The organism is Streptomyces sp. NPDC030245 (assembly GCF_055572995.1).
In genome coordinates this window covers 43271-61023 of record NZ_JBVICF010000017.1, presented here as the reverse complement: position 1 = coordinate 61023, position 17753 = coordinate 43271, and the positions used below count along the sequence as shown (strand labels likewise).

Annotated in this window: 16 protein-coding genes and 1 pseudogene; 6 read left to right on the top strand and 11 right to left on the bottom strand. The window is 71.6% G+C overall.

Going from position 1 to position 17753, the window contains the following annotated elements:
• Window positions 1-13: 13 nt before the first annotated feature.
• A complete protein-coding gene (locus tag ACZ4Z4_RS35270) occupies window positions 14-1894 on the bottom strand; it encodes a helix-turn-helix domain-containing protein (protein WP_468336861.1) in 1881 nt (626 codons plus the stop codon).
• Window positions 1895-1914: 20 nt separating this feature from the next.
• Complete coding sequence (locus ACZ4Z4_RS35265) at window positions 1915-2844, bottom strand: 3-hydroxyacyl-CoA dehydrogenase family protein (protein WP_468336858.1); 930 nt, start codon at window positions 2842-2844, stop codon at window positions 1915-1917.
• Between the two features lie 649 nt (window positions 2845-3493).
• On the opposite strand from ACZ4Z4_RS35265, the gene ACZ4Z4_RS35260 reads away from it, so the two are divergent.
• Window positions 3494-4087: an esterase/lipase family protein gene (locus tag ACZ4Z4_RS35260; RefSeq protein WP_468336855.1), complete on the top strand. Its 594-nt coding sequence runs from the start codon at window positions 3494-3496 to the stop codon at window positions 4085-4087.
• Window positions 4088-4113: 26 nt separating this feature from the next.
• On the opposite strand, the gene ACZ4Z4_RS35255 is transcribed toward ACZ4Z4_RS35260, so the two are convergent.
• The 3 genes and pseudogenes from ACZ4Z4_RS35255 to ACZ4Z4_RS35245 form a co-directional block, all read right to left on the bottom strand.
• Complete coding sequence (locus tag ACZ4Z4_RS35255; protein ID WP_468336851.1) at window positions 4114-4236, bottom strand: hypothetical protein; 123 nt, start codon at window positions 4234-4236, stop codon at window positions 4114-4116.
• Between the two features lie 7 nt (window positions 4237-4243).
• Window positions 4244-4357, bottom strand: a pseudogene (locus ACZ4Z4_RS35250) (diadenosine tetraphosphate hydrolase); the annotation flags it as partial.
• Window positions 4358-4421: 64 nt separating this feature from the next.
• Complete coding sequence (locus ACZ4Z4_RS35245; protein ID WP_468336848.1) at window positions 4422-5006, bottom strand: TetR/AcrR family transcriptional regulator; 585 nt, start codon at window positions 5004-5006, stop codon at window positions 4422-4424.
• A gap of 377 nt (window positions 5007-5383) precedes the next feature.
• Between ACZ4Z4_RS35245 and ACZ4Z4_RS35240 the strand changes: the two genes are divergently transcribed.
• Both ACZ4Z4_RS35240 and ACZ4Z4_RS35235 read left to right on the top strand, forming a co-directional pair.
• Window positions 5384-6391: an ATP-binding cassette domain-containing protein gene (locus tag ACZ4Z4_RS35240; protein WP_468336845.1), complete on the top strand. Its 1008-nt coding sequence runs from the start codon at window positions 5384-5386 to the stop codon at window positions 6389-6391.
• Complete coding sequence (locus ACZ4Z4_RS35235) at window positions 6388-7179, top strand: ABC transporter permease (RefSeq protein WP_468336842.1); 792 nt, start codon at window positions 6388-6390, stop codon at window positions 7177-7179. The genes ACZ4Z4_RS35240 and ACZ4Z4_RS35235 overlap by 4 nt, the downstream gene beginning before the upstream one ends.
• On the opposite strand, the gene ACZ4Z4_RS35230 is transcribed toward ACZ4Z4_RS35235, so the two are convergent.
• Window positions 7160-10336, bottom strand: a complete 3177-nt coding sequence (locus tag ACZ4Z4_RS35230) for an ATP-binding protein (RefSeq protein ID WP_468336839.1) — start codon at window positions 10334-10336, stop codon at window positions 7160-7162. The genes ACZ4Z4_RS35235 and ACZ4Z4_RS35230 overlap by 20 nt on opposite strands.
• A 147-nt stretch (window positions 10337-10483) precedes the next feature.
• Between ACZ4Z4_RS35230 and ACZ4Z4_RS35225 the strand changes: the two genes are divergently transcribed.
• On the top strand, window positions 10484-11233 hold the full coding sequence (locus ACZ4Z4_RS35225) for a dienelactone hydrolase family protein (protein WP_468336836.1): 750 nt from the start codon (window positions 10484-10486) through the stop codon (window positions 11231-11233).
• 13 nt (window positions 11234-11246) lie between these two features.
• Here the strand turns inward: ACZ4Z4_RS35225 and ACZ4Z4_RS35220 are convergent, their stop codons facing one another.
• The 4 genes from ACZ4Z4_RS35220 to sigJ form a co-directional block, all read right to left on the bottom strand.
• Window positions 11247-11774, bottom strand: a complete 528-nt coding sequence (locus ACZ4Z4_RS35220; protein WP_468336833.1) for an SRPBCC family protein — start codon at window positions 11772-11774, stop codon at window positions 11247-11249.
• 33 nt (window positions 11775-11807) lie between these two features.
• Window positions 11808-13037, bottom strand: a complete 1230-nt coding sequence (locus ACZ4Z4_RS35215; protein ID WP_468336829.1) for a DegT/DnrJ/EryC1/StrS family aminotransferase — start codon at window positions 13035-13037, stop codon at window positions 11808-11810.
• 259 nt (window positions 13038-13296) lie between these two features.
• Window positions 13297-14481, bottom strand: coding sequence for a serine hydrolase domain-containing protein (locus ACZ4Z4_RS35210; RefSeq protein ID WP_468336826.1), 1185 nt, complete (start codon window positions 14479-14481; stop codon window positions 13297-13299).
• 110 nt (window positions 14482-14591) lie between these two features.
• Window positions 14592-15533, bottom strand: coding sequence for an RNA polymerase sigma factor SigJ (gene sigJ / locus ACZ4Z4_RS35205; RefSeq protein ID WP_468336823.1), 942 nt, complete (start codon window positions 15531-15533; stop codon window positions 14592-14594).
• A gap of 171 nt (window positions 15534-15704) precedes the next feature.
• Between sigJ and ACZ4Z4_RS35200 the strand changes: the two genes are divergently transcribed.
• Together ACZ4Z4_RS35200 and ACZ4Z4_RS35195 are read left to right on the top strand one after the other, a co-directional pair.
• Window positions 15705-16343, top strand: a complete 639-nt coding sequence (locus tag ACZ4Z4_RS35200) for an FMN-dependent NADH-azoreductase (protein ID WP_468336820.1) — start codon at window positions 15705-15707, stop codon at window positions 16341-16343.
• Window positions 16344-16360: 17 nt separating this feature from the next.
• The gene (locus ACZ4Z4_RS35195; protein WP_468336817.1) at window positions 16361-16795 is read left to right on the top strand and encodes an ester cyclase; all 435 of its coding nucleotides are present in this window, start codon (window positions 16361-16363) and stop codon (window positions 16793-16795) included.
• Window positions 16796-16812: 17 nt separating this feature from the next.
• On the opposite strand, the gene ACZ4Z4_RS35190 is transcribed toward ACZ4Z4_RS35195, so the two are convergent.
• Window positions 16813-17658 (bottom strand): class I SAM-dependent methyltransferase, encoded by an 846-nt coding sequence (locus ACZ4Z4_RS35190; RefSeq protein WP_468336814.1) that lies wholly within the window; start codon window positions 17656-17658, stop codon window positions 16813-16815.
• Window positions 17659-17753: the final 95 nt, after the last annotated feature.

Below are 17753 nucleotides of genomic sequence, written 5' to 3'. Positions count from 1 at the left end.
TCCGACATCGCCGCTAGGAGTTGCTGACCTTCAGCAGTCGCAGGGCGACCTGGATCTCCAGCAGTCTCTCCGGGGCCCGCCAGTCGTCGCCGAGGAGGTGACTGACGCGGGCGAGGCGCTGGGAGACGGTGTTGACATGCAGGTGGAGCATGCGCGCGGTGTTCCTGGCGTGCTGACCGGTCCGGCAGTACACATCGAGCGTACGCACCAACTCGGAGCGGCGCCCCAGGTCGTAGTCGAGCACTGGGCCGAGGACGGAGCGGATGAAGGACTCGATGGCCGGCCGGCCGCTGAACAGGGCACCGACGAATCCCAGACCGCGGGTGTCCGCGACCTCTCCGGTCCTGCCCAGGGCGATCAGGGCGCGCAGGCAGTCGTCCGCCTCCCGGTAGGCCGCGGCGATGCCCGCGATGTCGCCGGCCTGCGCGGTGCCGGCGGTGAGGGAGTGCCGTGCGGGGCGCGCCAGTTCACGCGCGGTGGTGCGTGCCGCTTCCAGGGCGTCTTCTCCGGGCAGCAGCAGGATCACGGTGTCGCGTCGGAGGGTCGCCAGGCCGTGGGCGCGTCGGGCGAAGGCCGCGGTGGAGGCGTACGTCCGCTCCCGTGGCTCGTCGTGCAGTTGGGCCACCACGACGATCCGGCACGCGTCGAGGTCCACGTCGATCAGAGCCGCTCGTTGCCGCAGGAGGTCGTAGTCCTTGGGGTGGGCCGCGAGCAGGTCGCTCAACAACTCGCCGCGGACGCGGGCCTCCGCCTCGGCCATGCGCCTGCGGGTGACGAGGACGAGCGAAGCGACCAGGGCGGCCCGCTCCAGGATGCGGCGGTCGGTGGTGCTGGTCTCGGCCCCCGCACCGGCGAGGACGATGGTGCCGAGCGCCTCGGTTTCGGTGACCAGGGGGACGGCGCACTGTGCGCCGCGGACCACCGTGCCCCCGGCCTGCCACGCGTCCGCACCGATCGCCCGCAGCTCTTCGACCGGCGTCGCTCCGGGGCCGTGCGACCGTGCCGCGACGTCGCCGTCCTCGTCGAAGACGACGACGGTGCCGGACAGGGAGGCCGCCGTCGCCTGTGCCACCTCGTCCACTCCCTTGCCCTGGATGACCAGTCGGGTCAGACGTTCGTGGACATCGGCGGTGCGCTCCAGGTCGGCCATGTGGGCGCTGATCGTGTCGTGCGCGACCTGCACTTCGGCGACGGCAGCCCGGGCGGCGCCGAGCAGGCGCGCGTTCTCGATGGCGACGGCCGCGTGGGCGCCCAGCATGACGAGCACGCTGATGTCGCGGCTGCTGAATCCGCGTTGGCTGCGGTGTGCGGCGAGCAGGACCCCGATGACCTCCTGGTTGCGTTTCACCGGTACGCCGAGCAGGGATTCGATCCGTTCCGCGGCGACTGTCCTGTCGATCTCCGCGGTGTGCGTGAACGAGTCGTCGTCGAGGTAGGAGGTGACGGCGCAGGGCTCGCCGGTCCGCGCGACGATGCCGCCGACGCCGGTCCCGACCGGCAGCCGCAGCTCGCGCAGGAGACCGGAGATGTTGCCTGCCGCCGCCTTGATGTAACTGTCGCCCCGCCCTTGGTCGCTGAGGCTGATGTAGGCGAGGTCGCACTCCAGCAGACGCCGTGCGCGATCGGATATCGCCTGGAGGATGGAGTCCAGGTCCCGGAGGGAGGCCAGGTCGTTGGCGGTGTCGTTGAGGAGCTGGAGCTCTGCCTCGTTGCGACGGTGCCGCAGGTGTCGCTCGCGCAACCGCAGGGCGACCGCGCGTTCCTCCTCCAGCTCCGCGAGCCGGTCGGGCGGCTCCCCCGCGGCCCGCGCCGCCGCCAGTACGTCCTCGAAGGCGCTGATGTCGGCGTCCTTGAGCAGCAGGTCCAGGAAGATACCGCCGTTCGTCCCTGCCATGGCTCCTCCGTCAGACAGCGTTACGGCGTCGGCCTGCCCTGCGGCGAGGCGAGATTGTAACGGATGCCGGTGTCCAGACGTTGGGATACTTCCTCGTCACGGCCGGCCGGCCAGGGCAGCAGCCCCGCTCCGGCGGCGCGGCCCAGGTGGCCGGCGCGGATGAGCTTGTCCAGGACGGGGAAGTGGTCCGACCGCTCCGCCAGGTGCGGGCTGAGGCTGCTGAGGATGTCCCTGGTCAGTTCCAGCCCGATGAAGTCGGCGTTCTCCATGGGGCCCACGGACGGCCAGCGCAGGCCCAGGCTCGCCCGTACGACCGTGTCGATCGTCACCGCGTCGCACACGCCCTGCTCCAGGAGGTGCAGCGCTTCGCGTACCAGCGCGAACTGGAGCCGGTTACCGATGAATCCGGGCACGTCCCGGGTGAGCCGCACCGTCGTCTTGCCGAGACCGTCCAGCACTTCGCAGGCCTCCTGTACGAACCGGTGGTCGGTCCTCGCTCCGGGGGCGACCTCGACCAGCGGGATGACATACGGCGGGTTCCACCAGTGGACTCCGACCAGGCGCTGTGGATGCCGCATCTCCATGGCTGTCTCGGTGAGCGACAGCACCGACGTGTTGGTCCAGATCGGCGTCGCGGCAGAGACACTTTCCTCCAGCGCGGCCAGTACCTGGTGCTTGACCCGCAGACGCTCGGAGACGGCTTCCACGACGATGTCGGAACGCTGAGCGAGCTCCGGCAGGGTCGGTGCCGCGCTGACCCGTTCCGCCACGGCCCGCATGTCGTGCGGAGCCATGCCGCAGCGCTCAAGCGCGTGGACGACCCGTTCGCCGAGACTGGCCAGTGCCGCGGGATTCGTGTCGTGGACGACCACGCGGTGGCCGGCCTCGGCCAGGGCGACGGCGATCCCGTGCCCCATGAGCCCACCGCCGACGATTCCGAACCGGAACATTTCCCATCCTCCCGAGCTGCTGGACATCAGCGTCTTCAGGCCCGGCGCAGCGGACGAGCCGCCATGACGCTAGGGCGCCGCCGAGAGCGGGAACGAGGGGAGCAGCGCACATACCCGGGCCGGTCCGTACGTGCGCGGCGCACTGTCCGCGCATGTGGCGGCGGAGGGGGGGCGGCCCCGGTCCCCGCGAGCGAGCGCAGCAGTCCCCTCTGACCCTCCCGAGCAACTCAGCGGGAAAATGGGTGGAGTTGACACACAAGCGACACAACTATGTGTGCGCCTCCCATCAGATGGCCGCAGGACGCGGTTCTACGGTGCTGCCGTCCAGACCCCCCGAGGAGCTCGTCGGCAGCCGCTCGGCGCGAGCCGCACCACATCGCCGGGCACACCGCACGACGGGCAAGGAGGCACCATGCTGTTCCGCTCTTCACCATCCGCTGTCACCACGCCGTCCGGGACGACACGGGCATCGGCAGGCGTACGACGGTGCTCACGGTCCCGTCGGACACTGTCCGCCGCGATCGCGGCCGCACTGACCACCGGCCTGCTGGGGCTGGCGTCCCAGACCTCCGGCGCCACACCACACTCACCCCACTCCCCCGCCACAGCGGCAGCCGGTGAGCACGACCCCGTCATCATGATCCCCGGAATGACGGGATCGACGAGCTCCATGAACTCGATGAAGTCCAACCTACAGACCAACGGCTGGCCGGCGAGCAGGCTGTTCACCTGGACCGACACCAGCAAGATGACGCAGGACCTGGCCAAGGCCGCGCAGGAACTCTCCGCGAAGGTCGACGAGGTCCGCAGCCGGACCGGAGCGTCCAAGGTCGTCCTCGCCACGTGGTCCGCCTCCACCCTGGCCGCCCGCTACTACATCAAGAACCTCGACGGCGCCGACAAGGTCTCCCAGTACATCGGCTTCGCCGGACCCCAGCACGGCACCACCAACAACGGCTGCCAGTGGTACGTCTCCTGCCAGCAGTTCGCCTCCCCCAACACGCCCTTCCTCAGGGCGCTCAACTCCTCCACCGAAGTCCCCTTCAACGAGAAGATCGACTACCTGACGATCAGGTCGACCAACGACATCAACGCCGTTCCCGTCGACACCGCCATGCTCGCCGGCGCGGACGAGAACTACCTCATGAGCGGCCCCATGGCCCCCAACCACCTCCAGATCGTCTCCAACAGCACGGCTCTGGCCAAGATGCGCTCGTTCATCACGGCGCACGAAACCGCCTGATCCGGAGCCGCCGCGCAAGACGCTCCCTAGTCCGGCGCGGTCAGCCGGTCGAGTTCACCGGTGATCTCCGCCCGCAGCCGGCCGTGCCGTGACGTCAGCGCATACCGTTCGTCGTGCCAGTTCTCACGGGGGTGGAGCCAGACCGGCATCCGCTCCAAGGAACTGGACGTCCCCGATCGCCGCGAACCCCGCCGTCAACCTCCGCAACACGGTGGGGTTCTCACCACGCAAGGCACTTCCGATGCGGTCCGTACGCCAGTCAACCGTCATGACGGCAACCTATGCCGTCGCCTAGGTGATCCCGGCATCGGGCCGGCCGCCGCGGCCACCGCGGTCAGCGGTGGTGCGCGATCAGCATGCGTGCCATCGACTGGGCGCGGAGGGCCGCGTCCGTGTCTCCTTCGGCCGCCGAGATGATCGCGCCCTTCATCAGGATGTGCCACGACCGGGCGAACGATTCGGCGTCGCGCAGCTCCGCTTCCTCGGCCATACCGCGTACGAAGGAGCGGATGTTCCCCAGGTATGTGATGCAGGCCAGTCCCAGCGGGTGCTCCGGGCCCATCTCCAGCAGGACGTTGATGAACGTGCAGGCGTCGAACTCGTCGCTGCGGAACCACTCGTCGAAGACGTCGAAGATGGCGAGCAGCCGCTCCTCGGGCGTGCCGCCCCTGCCGTGGGCGCCCGCCGCGACGAGGCCCAGCGTCCACTGCTGCTCCCGGCGGGCGAGGAAGGCGAGCACGAGGTCGTTCTTCGACGGGAAGTGCCGGTAGAGAGTCGCCTTGGCGACTCCGGAGCGCGCGATGACCTCCTCGACGCCGACATCACGAATACCGCGTCGCGAGAAGAGCTCGTACGCGGTCCTCAATATCCGTTCACGAGGCGACAGTTGGTCCGCCCCCGTCGGCGATTCACTGTCCATCACCGTCCAGAATAGCCCTGGACAGAGCCTCCGCCCGCTGCCATGGTCTAGGCAGTAGCCACGAGACAGACCGGTCTTTCTGTCCCCTCTGAGCCGTGGCGTTCCGCCCTGACCACCACCCCCGGTCCCGGTGTACGCACCGACCGGCAGGACAGCCGACGCGGGAGAGACCGGCGCCTGCCCTTCATCGGGACCCGGCCCGGCGGGTGGGGGCGCGGGTTCCCTGGCGCGCCCCTCCCACCAGGTGAATCGCCCCCATCCGCCGGACGCCAACGCTCCCGGCTCCCGGCCGGTTCCGAGGCCTGGAAAGGCCGGTTCCGGCGCCTTGAAACCGGTGTGAAACCGGACTGAACGCGGCGTGCCGCAGCCTCTCTCGCATGAGCCCCACGACGAGAACGGCCACTTCATCCACCACGACCCGTACCGCTTCGCACGCGCTCGCCATCGCGGCGTACGGGTTGCGCAAGGCGTACGGCGACAAGACGGTCCTCGACGGCATCGACCTGGCCGTGCCGGCCGGCAGCGTCTTCTCCCTGCTCGGCCCGAACGGCGCCGGCAAGACCACCGCCGTCAAGATCCTCTCCACCCTCATCTCCGCCGACGGCGGCCAGGCCCGCATCGCCGGACACGACACCGCCACCGACCCCCAGGCCGTACGCGCCGCCATCGGCGTCACCGGACAGTTCTCCGCCGTCGACGGCCTCATCACCGGCGAGGAGAACATGCTCCTCATGGCCGACCTGCACCACCTGGGCCGGAGAGAAGGGCGGCAGGTCGCCGCCGAGCTGCTGGAGCGGTTTGATCTCGGTGGCGTCGCCAAGAAGCCTGCCGCTACTTACTCCGGCGGTATGAAGCGCCGGCTCGACATCGCCATGACCCTGGTCGGCAGCCCGCGCATCATCTTCCTCGACGAACCGACCACCGGCCTCGATCCGCGCTCCCGCCACAACATGTGGCAGATCATCCGCGGCCTCGTCGCCGACGGCGTCACCATCTTCCTCACCACGCAGTACCTGGAAGAGGCCGATCAGCTCGCCGATCGTATTGCCGTCCTGAACGACGGGGCCATCGCTGCCGAAGGCAGTGCGGAGGAGCTGAAGCGGCTCGTCCCGGGCGGGCACGTGCGGCTGCGGTTCAGCGATCCCGCCGCCCATCGGAGCGCCGCCCGCGCCCTGCCCGACGCCACCCGCGACGACGAAGCACTCGCCCTGCACCTCGCCGGCGACGGCAGCCAGCGCGCCCTGCGCGCCGTCCTCGACCGGCTCGACACCGCCGGCATCGAAGCGGACCAGCTGACCGTCCACACCCCCGACCTCGACGACGTCTTCTTCGCCCTCACCGGCGGCACCGACGTCCGCGACCAGAACCCGAAGGCCGACCGATGACCTCCCTCTCCCCCGCCGTGCGCGACTCGTCCACCATGCTGCGCCGCAACCTCCTCCACGCCCGCCGCTACCCGTCCCTCACCCTGAACATCCTGCTGACGCCGATCGTCCTGCTGCTGCTCTTCGTCTATGTCTTCGGGGACGTGATGAGCGTCGGCATCGGTGGCGGCGGCGCCGACCGCTCCGACTACATCGCCTATCTCGTCCCGGGCATCCTGCTGATGACCATCGGCGCCACTCCGGCGGGGACCGCGGTGTCCGTCTCGATGGACATGACCGAAGGCATCATCGCCCGCTTCCGCACGATGGCGATCCACCGCGGCTCGGTGCTCATCGGGCACGTCGTCGGCAGCGTGCTCCAGACGATCCTCAGCGTGGTTCTCGTCGGCGCGGTCGCCGTGGCCATCGGCTTCCGGTCCACCGACGCCACCGTCGTGGAGTGGCTGGCGGCGTTCGGCCTGATGACGCTGGTGGCCCTGGCCTTCACGTGGATCGCGGTCGGGATGGGCATGGCCAGCCCCAACCCCGAGGCGGCCAGCAACAATGCGATGCCGCTGATGATCCTCCCGCTCATCTCCAGCACCTTCGTACCGGTAGACGCGATGCCCGGCTGGTTCCGGCCGATCGCCGAGTACCAGCCGTTCACCCCCGCCATCGAGACCCTGCGCGGCCTGCTGCTCGGCAGCGGGATCGGCCACCACGGGTGGGCCGCTGTCGGCTGGTGCCTGGGGCTCGCGGTGCTCGGTTACTTCTGGTCGACGTCGTTGTTCAACCGCGACCCGAAGTAGCCGGCAGGAGCGCGCGGGCCGCCGCCCGCAGCTCGTCCCGCTCCAGGGCGGCGTACTCCGACAGCGCGTCGGTGTATGCCGCCCTGTCGGCGCTCTCGGCCGCCCGCCGAGCGCGGGTCCCGGACATCGTCGGCTGGAACTCGCGCACTACTCGCAGCCGTTCGGCCAGCGCGATCATCCGTACGGCGGAGGCGTCGCCGGACGCGATACCCGCCATACCGAGGGCATGCAGCACCGTCCCGATCACGGGCAGCTCCACGGACGAGCCGGACGGACCGGGCGGACCGGACGGAGCCGGTGGGCCGCCGAGCAGCGTGCGCAGCAGCCGTCGCAGTCTGCCGACCGGCTCCGTGACCAGGTCGAGGCGGCCGGCGTGGGCGTGCGCCGTGACCGCCGCCGACTGGATCGCCAGCGCCCACGGGTCGGCCCACGGGTCGCCGTCCCCCATCGGGCGTGCCTCCGGCAGCCGCTCCATGGCGCGCCGCCACAGGGCGAGCCCGGCCTCCGTGTGTCCGCGGGCGAGTGCGATCTCCGCGCGTCCGCCGGGGTCGGGGCTGTAGAAGGCGTCCTGTCGCGGAGTGCGGTCACTTTCGGCCTGCCGCAGCCAGTACTCGGCCTCGTCGGGGTCGCCGCGTTGTAGGCAGGCGAGGACGAGGGCGGAGCGGATGCCGCTGTAGTCGTTCTCGTCACCGAGCCGCGGCAGCGTCGCGAGCGCGGCCTTGAGATATCCGTACGCGGCGTCGCCCTGCCCCGTCTTCAGGCACAGCTCGCTCAGCCGCGAGTGGCACAGGAGATGCAGGGACGGGTTGTCGATCTGCTCCAGCGCGGTGTTCATGCGACGGGCCGACGACAGCGCGCGGTCGATGTCGTGCTCGTGCTCCCAGACGTACGTGGCGACGCACTCGGCGACGGCGGCGACGAGTGGCTGGTCGCTGTCGCAGAGCCGGTTCAGCACTTCGTGGTGCGGAGGGACCATGTCGGGGACCGCGCTGAGCACCACGGCGGTGGCGCGGAGCAGGGTGTCGGGCGGGGCAGGGGGCAGCCGCCGCAGGGTGACGAGCTGCCGTGCGACGTGCGCGCTCTGCCCCGTGAACAGGCTGGGCGTGCACAACACGGCGGCGGCGCGGGCGACTTCGACGTACTCCGGCTCGGGGCGGTAGTGCGAGAGCGGCGGGCCGGTCTCGGCGGCCAGTGCGGTGAGGCGGGGGAAGTTGGAGTCGGTCGACCACAGGGCGGCGAGGACGGCGGTGACGGCGGCGGTGGTGGGGCCGTCCGGCCGGGACAGGGCGTGCCGCAGCGCGGCCACGAGGTTGTCCTGCTCGGCCTTGACGCGTTGCCTGGCCGCCAGGGGCGCCGGGCCGGTGAGCAGGTCGTGGTGCGCGACTCCGAAGTCCCGTGCCCAGGCGAGGAGTTGTCCGACGGCCGCTTCCTCCTCGTCCGCCTCCGCGCGCCGTGCCGCGCTGAACTCCCGTACGGTCTCCAGCATGCGGAACCGTACGCCGGTCGGGGTGTCGGCGACGGTGAGCAGCGACTGGTCGGTCAGCTGCTCCAGCAGGGAGAGCGCGTCGTCGCCGAGGACGTGTTCCGCCGTGTCGGCGGAGAAGCCGCCGGGGAGGACGGACAGGGTGCGCAGCGCCGCTCTGGCCGGCTCCGCGAGGAGGTGCCAGCTCCACTCCACGACGGCGTGCAGCGTGCGGTGGCGCTCCGGCACGTCCCGTGCGGTGGCGCGCAGGAGTGCGAACCGGTCGCCGAGGCGGCGGGCGATCTGGGGCACGGAGAGGACTCGTACGCGCGCTGCGGCCAGCTCCACGGCGAGGGGCAGACCGTCGAGGTGGCGGCAGAGCGCCGCGACCTCGTCCGCGGGCAGGTCCAGGCCGGGCCGGGCGGCCCGCGCGCGTTGTGTGAACAGCTCGACGCAGGTGTCGAGTCCGAGCTCCGGCAGGGCGTGGAGCACCTCGGACGTGAGGTTCAACGGGGACCGGCTGGTGGCGAGCACCCGCAGGTTTCCGGCGGTCGAGAGCAGGGTTCGTACGAGGTGGGCGGCGCCCCGCACGACGTGCTCGCAGTTGTCGAGCACCAGCAGCGCGGGCTGCGTGCCGAGTGCGGCACGGATGCCGGAGACCGGGTCGGTCGTGGCATGGCCGCCGATGGCGCCGTACCGGCCCTCTCCCGCGCCGAGCGCGGTGGCGACCTCCGCGGCGACGTCCTCGTCGGCGGTGACGCCGGCCAGCGGCACGACCCGCACCACTCGCTGCTCGGCCCGGCGGGCGACGGCGTGGGCGAGCCGGGTCTTGCCGAGGCCGCCGGGGCCGATGACGGTGACGGCGCGGGAGTCGCGCAGCAGCCGCCGGACTGCCGCGATGTCCTCGTCGCGGCCGAGGAGCTGGTTCGGCTCGTGCGGCACGCTGTGCCTGTTCGCAGGGGTCTCGTCGGCGAGCTCGTCGTGGAGGAGTTGCCGCTGTACGGCCTTGAGCCGGGCGCCGGGATCCGTGCCGAGTGCGTCGCGCAGCTCGCGGCGGTACGTCTCGTACCGCGTCAGCGCCGCGGCCGGGCCCGCCGTCGTGGCCTCGGCGCGCAGCAGTTCGGCGAGCACCTCCTCGTCGCGGGGGTGCGCGGCGGCGGCCTCGGCCAGCGGCTCGGCGGCCTCCGCGTGCCGTCCGAGGCGGGCGAGCGCGAGGGCCCGTGCGCGGACGAGTCGGGTGCGGGTGGGCGCGCGTTCGGCGCGCAGTGCGGCGACGGGATCGTCCGTGCCGTCGGCCGCGTCCGGGGTGCCCTCCCACAGGGCGAGCCCGGCCTCGGCCGCCGCGAGCGAGCCGGCGTGGTCCCCGGCCCTGGCCCGCTCCGTGCTCGCGGCGGCGTGCAGCAGCAGGGCGGAGCTGTCGACCCGGTCCTCGGCGAGGCCGAGCCGGTATCCGGTCGGCGTGCTCACGACGACTTCGGCGCCCAGTTGTGCCCGCGCTCTGGACACGAGGACGTGCAGCGCCTTTCCCGGCCGCTCGGGCAGCGCGTCCGGCCAGAGCCCCGCCACGAGCCGCTCGACGCCGCAGCCCGTGCGCGGCTCGGCCGCGAGCAGCGCGAGGAGGGCGCGGAGCCGGGGTGCGGTGACCTCCCGCCCGCGGTGGGCGACACGCGGCAGCAGGGTCAGCTCGATGGTCACCCGGGCAGGTTAGCCAACCGCACCGCCCACCCCGGTGACGGCCTCGTGGCGGTGCGGCGCATACCGTGCCGTACAACCGGGTTGATCTCCGGTCGACCGGTCCCGCCAGAGGCTGTGCCCCCGCGCAGCGCCCACGGAAGGAATAAATTGCCCGTCAAGACAGTGCAGATCACCACCGCGGACGGCCTGGCCGACGCGGTCCTCGCCGTTCCCGAGCAGGGCGAGCGGCATCCGGGGGTGCTGATGTACCCGGACGCCTTCGGTCTGCGGCCCGAGTTGGAGAAGAAGGCCCGCGAACTGGCCGGGCACGGGTACTGCGTGCTCGTGCCCAACCTCTACTACCGGCACCGCCCCGCGCCGGTGCTCGACCTGCCCGACCACATCGGGGAAGAAGCTCGGCCCGCGGTCTTCGCGCAGGCGATGCCGCTGGTCGAGGCGCACACCACCGAACGCGTGCTGCGGGACGCCGACGCCTACCTGACGTTTCTGACCGACCGGCCCGAGGTCGCCGCCGGGCCGGTCGGTGTGATCGGCTACTGCCTGGGCGCCGCCCTGGCGATGCGCACCGCGACGGCCCACCCGGACCGGGTGGCCGCCGTCGCCGGTTTCCACCCCGGCTTCCTGGTCACCGACGCGGCCGACAGCCCCCACCGCCTCATGCACGAGCTGACGGCCGAGGTCCATCTCGGTCTCGCCGAGGGCGACTTGACGCCCGAGGCGATCAGCGAGGTCAACCGGGCCCTGGACGCCGCGGGGGTCGGGTACAGCACCGAGATCTACCCCGACAGCGTCCACGGCTTCACCATGTCCGACACCGACACCTTCAGCGCCTCCGCGCTGCGGCGCCACTGGGACCGGCTGCTGCCCCTGCTCGGCCGCACCCTGCCCGTCGGCTGAGGGTTCCTGCCGCTCAGCGGCCCTGCGCGGCCTCCAGTTCCTTCTTGAGGTTGTGCAGGGTCCTGTCGATGTTGCGCACCTGGAACGCCGCGAAGGTGTGGCCTCCGGTGGCGATCCGGTCGAAGACGTTCGCCACGGGGTCCGGCCAGGAGCGCCGGTCGTCCGTCCAGGTCTCGGTCACCCGGGTCGCCGCCTCCCCCGCCACCTCGGCGTCCGCTTCCTCGAAGCGGTACTCCCAGGTGGCGATGGGTGCGCGCAGGCGCGGGCGCCTCAGGCCGATCGCGTGGACCCGGAAGGCGAAGCGGCTGCCCGGGTCCGCGGCGGTCACCGTGCAGCGGGTCGTCCAGCGGGCCGCACCGCGTTTGTTGTGCCCGTCGAAGACCAGCCCCACCCGGGCCGGTTCGTCCGCGCCCGGCACGGTCGCGCCCAGGTTCTCCGGGCTCCAGCGGCCCATCCGCGCGGGTCGGCTGAGCTGCTCGTACACCGCCGTCGGCGGCGCCTGGACCATGATGCTGCGGGACACGGTGAACGTGCGGGCCATGGGGAATGCTCCGTTCCTGGGCGGCCCCCGAGCTTACCCGCCAGTAGGTCGGGCGGGGAGCGCCCGGTCCTCGCGGTCGCCGAAGGGCGGTCGCGCCGGGGTCGCCCGCTCCCTCGACAGCGCCCTGATGATCTGCTGGGCGAGCAGCGGGTCCGCCGGGAGCGTGTGCGCGGCGAACCAGCGGGCGGCCGCCGGGTCGGGGGACGGCTCGACGAACTCCGCGCCCGCGTAGTCGTCGAGCGGCGGGTCGTAGATGTATCCGGTGACCACGCCGTGCCGTACGAGACGGTCCACCAGGATGTCTCTGTCCTGGACCAGGAGCGGCACACGGAAGAGCGGCGGAGGGCCGCCGTCCGCGGTGCGGTCGCGCAGCGCCGGGGAGGCCCAGGTGGTGCGCGCGAGCAGTGACGCGCCCACGCGGCGCCGGGCGAGGTCGCCGTCGATACGGGCCGTACGCAGCCTCAACTGGCCGCGGACCAGAGCCCCGTGGCGTGACCGGTAGCCGTGCAGGTCGACACGGACCCACGGTTCGTACGCGGTGAGACTCGGCGCCTCCGCGGCGCAGCGGGCGAGGCGGGGCGCGTGGAGGTCCATGCGGTAGGTGTCGCGCTCCAGCATCCCGAGGCGCTGCATGGTGCGCCACACGGGGCGGACCAGGTGCAAGCCGCGGACGGCCGAACGCGCCAACGGGCGCAGCGTGGTGGACAGGTCGGTGCGGAGGCTGCTCGGCACCAGGAGCTCGTCGCGCAGCTGCTCCAGTCTTCGGCGGGTGCGTTCGTCCTCGACGGCGAGGAAGCCACCGGCCATCGCCGCCACGTGCTTGGAGAGGCTGAACGCCGCGGCCTTCCCGAACGTCCCGACCGGGCGCCCGTCCACGCGGGTGCCGATCGCGTGGGCGGCGTCCTCGAAGAGCGGGATGCCCAACTGGTCGCAGCGGCGGCGCAGTTCGACGACGCGGTCGGGCATGCCGTACAGGTTCGTGGTGAGGACGGCGTCCACGTTCCGCCAGGTCTCCTCCGGTACGGCGGCGGGGTCGATGTTGCCGTCCCGGGCGGAGACGGGGGCCTGCACCGGGCGCAGTCCGGCCGCGAGGACCACGAAGAGGATCACGTCGTCATTGACCGGCGACATCAGTACGCGCGCGCCGGGCCTGCACCAGTGCCGCAGCGCCAGGTAGAGCGCGAGCCGCGCCGATGGCGTGTACACGCATGGGCGCCCCAGTCGGCGCGCCATCGCCGTGGCGAGCCCCGATCCGTACGACATGCTCAGCCTCCGTTGCCCTGGCCATCCCCGCGCGACGTGCCCGGGGCGACGTGCTCGGCGTGCTCGGCGTGCCCATGGTCTACAGCAGCCGGTCGTTCGGTTCCCGCAGGCGGATGTGGGCCGGAGGCGCACTGAACTTCCCTGCCCCCCTGGAGTCCCCTGGCCCGCGAGGGTCAAAGGTCGCGAACCCGTAGGCGGGTGTCAAGGGCTCCGGCGGCCGGTGGCGCCGGCCCGGCCGGAGCCGGGCCGGGCCGCCGGGTCACTTGCAGTACTCAGCTTCCATGACCTTCTGTATGGAGCCCTCGTCCCAGTCGCCGTTGTAGCTCAGGGCGAGCTGGTGCCGGCCGTCCGCGGTGCTGACGGCCAGGGACAGCCAGCCGACCATGCCTCCGCCGTGGCCCCAGAGCGTCGTGCCGCAGCTCGTCGTGAGGCGTGTGAGGCCGAGCCCGTAGGCCATGTCCGGGGCGTCGGGGTTCGTGACGGTGGTCTGCATCGCCTTGAGCTGCTTCGGCGGCAGGAGTTTGCCGCGCAGCAGGGCGTTGTAGAAGCGGTTCAGGTCGCCGGTGGTGGAGATGATGTCGCCGTCGGCCCAGCCCTGCGAACCGTTCATCTCGGTGATGTCGTCGATCCGGTCGGGGTCCGACGCGAACAGCTTGGAGTAGCCGCGGCTGCTGGGCCGCGGCAGACGGACGCTGTTGCCGGGGTTGGTGGTGGCCTTCAGCCCCAGCGGCTTGATGATGCGGTCGCGGACCTCCGTCTCGTACGTCCTGCCGCCGACCGCCTCGATGACGAGCCCGGCCAGGACGTAGTTGGTGTTCGAGTACGAGTGTCTGGCGCCGGGCTCGAACAACGGCTTGTGCGCCAGGGCCACTCCGACGTGCTTCTCGGGCGGCAGGGTGTCGTAGCGGTGCTTGAGATAGCCGTCGCCCCGCATGTACGTCGCGAGGTACTCCTCGTCGGCGAGGTAGTCGAACAGACCGCTGGTGTGGTTCAGGAGCTGCCGAACCGTAATCTTGCGCCCGTCGTTTCCGTTGCCGCGGACCAGGCCGGGGAGGTGGCGGTCCACGGTGTCGTCCAGGTCGAGCTTGCCCTCCGCCTCCATCTGGAGGAGGACGGTCGCCACGAACGTCTTGGTGATGCTGCCGATGCGGAACCGGTCGTTCTTGCCGCGCGGAGCGCCCGTGGTGCGGTCCCCGACGCCGGACGTCGACGCCCATACTCCGTGGCGGTCACGTGCCTGTGCCGTGATGCCGGGGGTGTGGCCCGCCCGCACGGCCGCGTCCATCGCGCGCTGGGTGGCCCGGTGGCCCTGCGCCGCGGAAGCGGTGTCCGGCGCGTCCGATGTGTCCGGTGCCGCCTGTGCCGGTACGACGAACGCTGTCGCGGCTATCGCGGCCGCCACGAGACCCACCACACCGAACTTCGCGCTCTTCCGTAACGCCATTCCGCACTCCTCGCTCTCGTCCGCGGGGCCTCCTGTGCCCCCTCGTGCGGCAAGACCGCGAACGGCCGCGCAAGGTTGAGGGCAGTCCCAGCAGCCTCTGAGCGACAGACTCAGCCCGTCCTCCAGCTGCGGAGCTTCTCGGGGTTGCGTATGGCCCAGATCTTCTTGATCTTCCGGTCCGCGACCTCGAAGGCGAACACCGTCACGACGACACCGTCCAGCTCGGCCACCACCCCGGGCCGGCCGTTGACCGTCCGTTCCAGGAGCGTCATGCCGCCGGGCCTGCGGCGGGCGATCTCGACCCAGGCACGCGCGACCTCCTCGCCGCCCTCGATGGGGTCCAGGAAGGTGGTGGCGAGGCCGCCCCCGTCGCCGACCGCCGTGGCCCCGGGGTCGAGCAGGCCGATCAGGGCGTCTATGTCCTTGGCCTCCCACGCCTGCTTGAAGTCCCTGACGATGCCGGCGCGCTCGGCCGACGGGGTCGTGGCGGGCCGCGTGGCCCGAATACGGCGACGGGCCGAAGAGGCCAGCTGACGGCAGGCCGCCGGCGAGCGGCCGACGATCCCGGCCACTTCCGCGAAGGAGTAACGGAACACGTCGTGCAGGATGAAGGCGACGCGTTCGGCCGGGGTCATCGCATCGAGCACCACCAGAAACGCCAGGTCGACCGACTCGTCCAGGGTGACCCGGTCGGCCGGGTCGACGGCCCCGCCGCCCGGCCGCCCGCTGATCCACTCCGTGGGCTCGGGCAGCGGCTCGGGGATCCAATCGCCGACGTAGGTCTCCCGCCGGGCCCGTGCCGAGCCCAGCACATTGAGGCAGATGCGGCTGGCGACCGTGGTCAGCCACGCGCCGGGCGAGTCGATGGCGTCCTGCTGCTGCCGGGACATGGCGTACCAGCGGGTGTAGGTCTCCTGCACGGCGTCCTCGGCCTCGGCGAGGGAGCCCAGCAGCCGGTAGGCGAGATCGAGCAGGCGGCGCCGCTCGCTCATGAGCGCGTCGAGCCCTGGTTCCGGCCTGCGCAGTCCTGGCACGGACGGCGGCGTGGTCATCGTGACGGCTCCCTCAGTCGTGTCTGCCTCTATCTGAACGACAAGGCAGCGTGCCGGAAAGTGAGGCCGGCGCGTCACCTCACATTCGGTGGGGCCGAGTTGTCGAACTGCCGAGACGCACTCGCCGACCGGTCCGCCGCCCCGGCGAGGCCAGCACCCCAGGGAGACACCATGAGCCTGTTCCGGCTTGATGCCAGCATCGTTCCCGGCGCCTCGGCCAGCGCCGAACTCGCCGACATCGTGGAAGCGGAGTGGACCGCGGCCCACCCGGATCAGCCGGTGGTGCGCCGCCATCTCGGCACCGATCCGCTGTCCGCCGACGCCTGGGCACAGGCCCACATCGGCGCTCTGACACCCGAAGCCGACCGCACGCCCGCCCAGCGCGCGGCCCGCCTGCTCGCCGAATCGCTCGTCGCGGAGCTGACGGCCGCCGAGGCGGTGCTACTGGCCGTGCCGCTGTACAACTTCGGTGTCTCCCAGCACTTCAAGACCTGGGTCGACCTGGTCATCGCCGGAGCGCCCGTGGGCAGCCCGCTCCTCAAGGACAAGCCGACCGTCCTGGCGACCGTGCGAGGCGGCGGCTACGCCGACGGCACTCCGCGCGAGGGCTGGGACCACTCCACCCCGTACCTCAGGCGCGTCCTCGCCGATGTGTGGCAGGCCGACCTCACCGTCGTCGAACGGGAACTCACCCTCGCCACCGTATCCCCCGGCATGGAGCACCTCCGGGACCTCGCCGCCGACCTGCACACCAAAGCCCTCATCGCGGCCGGAGAAGCCGGCCGCAGAACCGCGACCGCGACCAGATGAAACGAGGAACCAGCGACATGTCTATGCATCAGACAGCACGCAACAAAGCGGCGTTCAGGCGTCTGCACGCCGCCCAGAGCAGCGGTGACGTGCAGCTCTTCCGGCAGGCGGTCGACGAGGTCGTCGCCCCCGACGTACTGATCCGCACGCCGTTGCCGGTCGACGCGACGGGAGCCGAAGCGCTCAAGCAAGTGGGCGCGCTGCTCCTTCGCGCGTTTCCCGACCTGAAGGTCGAGGTCGAGGACGTGATCGCGGAGGGCGACAAGGTCGTCCTCCGGAACACCGTCACCGGGACCCACCTGGGCGAGTACAGGGGCGTCCCGCCGACCGGCAGATCCGTCACCTACGAAGAGATCATGATCGTCCGGTTCGCCGACGGCCGCATCGCTGAGACCTGGGGGGTCGTCGATACCCTCACACAGCTGACGCAGCTCGGCCTGATCCAGGCCTGACCAGCCCTCCCACGGCGTCAGTACGCCGTGGCGTTCCGCCAGACGAAGACCTCGGTGCTCGGGCCCGGTTCGGAGAACCGGCCCGACGCGGAGGCCTCCCGCAGCAGTCGGCGCAGGTCCGCCTCGAAGCGGTCGCGGTCGGCGCCGAACAGGTGCGGCGCCGAGCTCGACAGGGAGAACACACCCGCGACGACATCGTCGACCGTGCGTTCCAGGGCTGCTCCGCCCGGCACGACATGGCGCTCGGGCCCGGCGAACCCGGCCCGGGCGAACACCGCCGCCTCACCGCCGGGGGTGCCGTCCGGCAGCACGCCGCGGCCTGCCCTGCGGACCGGTCCCAGATAGCGCCTGACCAGTTCCCCGACAGCGTCGTGGGGCGGTGGCGGATACGGGAGTCCCGCGACGGCCCGCGGCTGCGACTTCAGGTCGGAGATGTGCACCAGGGCGCCACCGGGGTGCAGCATGCCCTTGACGGTCGCCGCCACCAGGTCGCGGTCCATCCAGTGGAAGGACTGGGCGAAGGTCGCGACGGCGCAGGTGCCGAGCCCCGCGGGCAGTTCCTCGGCCCTGGCCCGCACCCATCGCGTCCGCTCGGCCACTCCCTGCGCGGCAGCGGCGCGGTCGGCCTCGGCGAGCATGTCGCCGTCCGGGTCCACGCCGACGACTTCGCCGAACAGCGGGGCCAGGGTCAGCGCGACGGTTCCCGGCCCGCAGCCCACGTCGATGAGGCGGCCGCGCCCGTCGAGTTCCAGGGCCTCGGCCAGGGTGTCCGCCAGGCCGGGGGCGTAGGGCAGCCGTCCGCGCGTGTAGTGGGCGGCGGCTCCCGCGAACAGTGTCTCGTCCCACTCCCAGCCGGCCGTCATGCCCGCTCGCCACCTCTCGTGCCACCACCCGCTCTCGCGGAAAAGGTACGCGTCCGTGAGCGGTAATCTGGATCTTTTCTTGCAAGAGGAGTTGC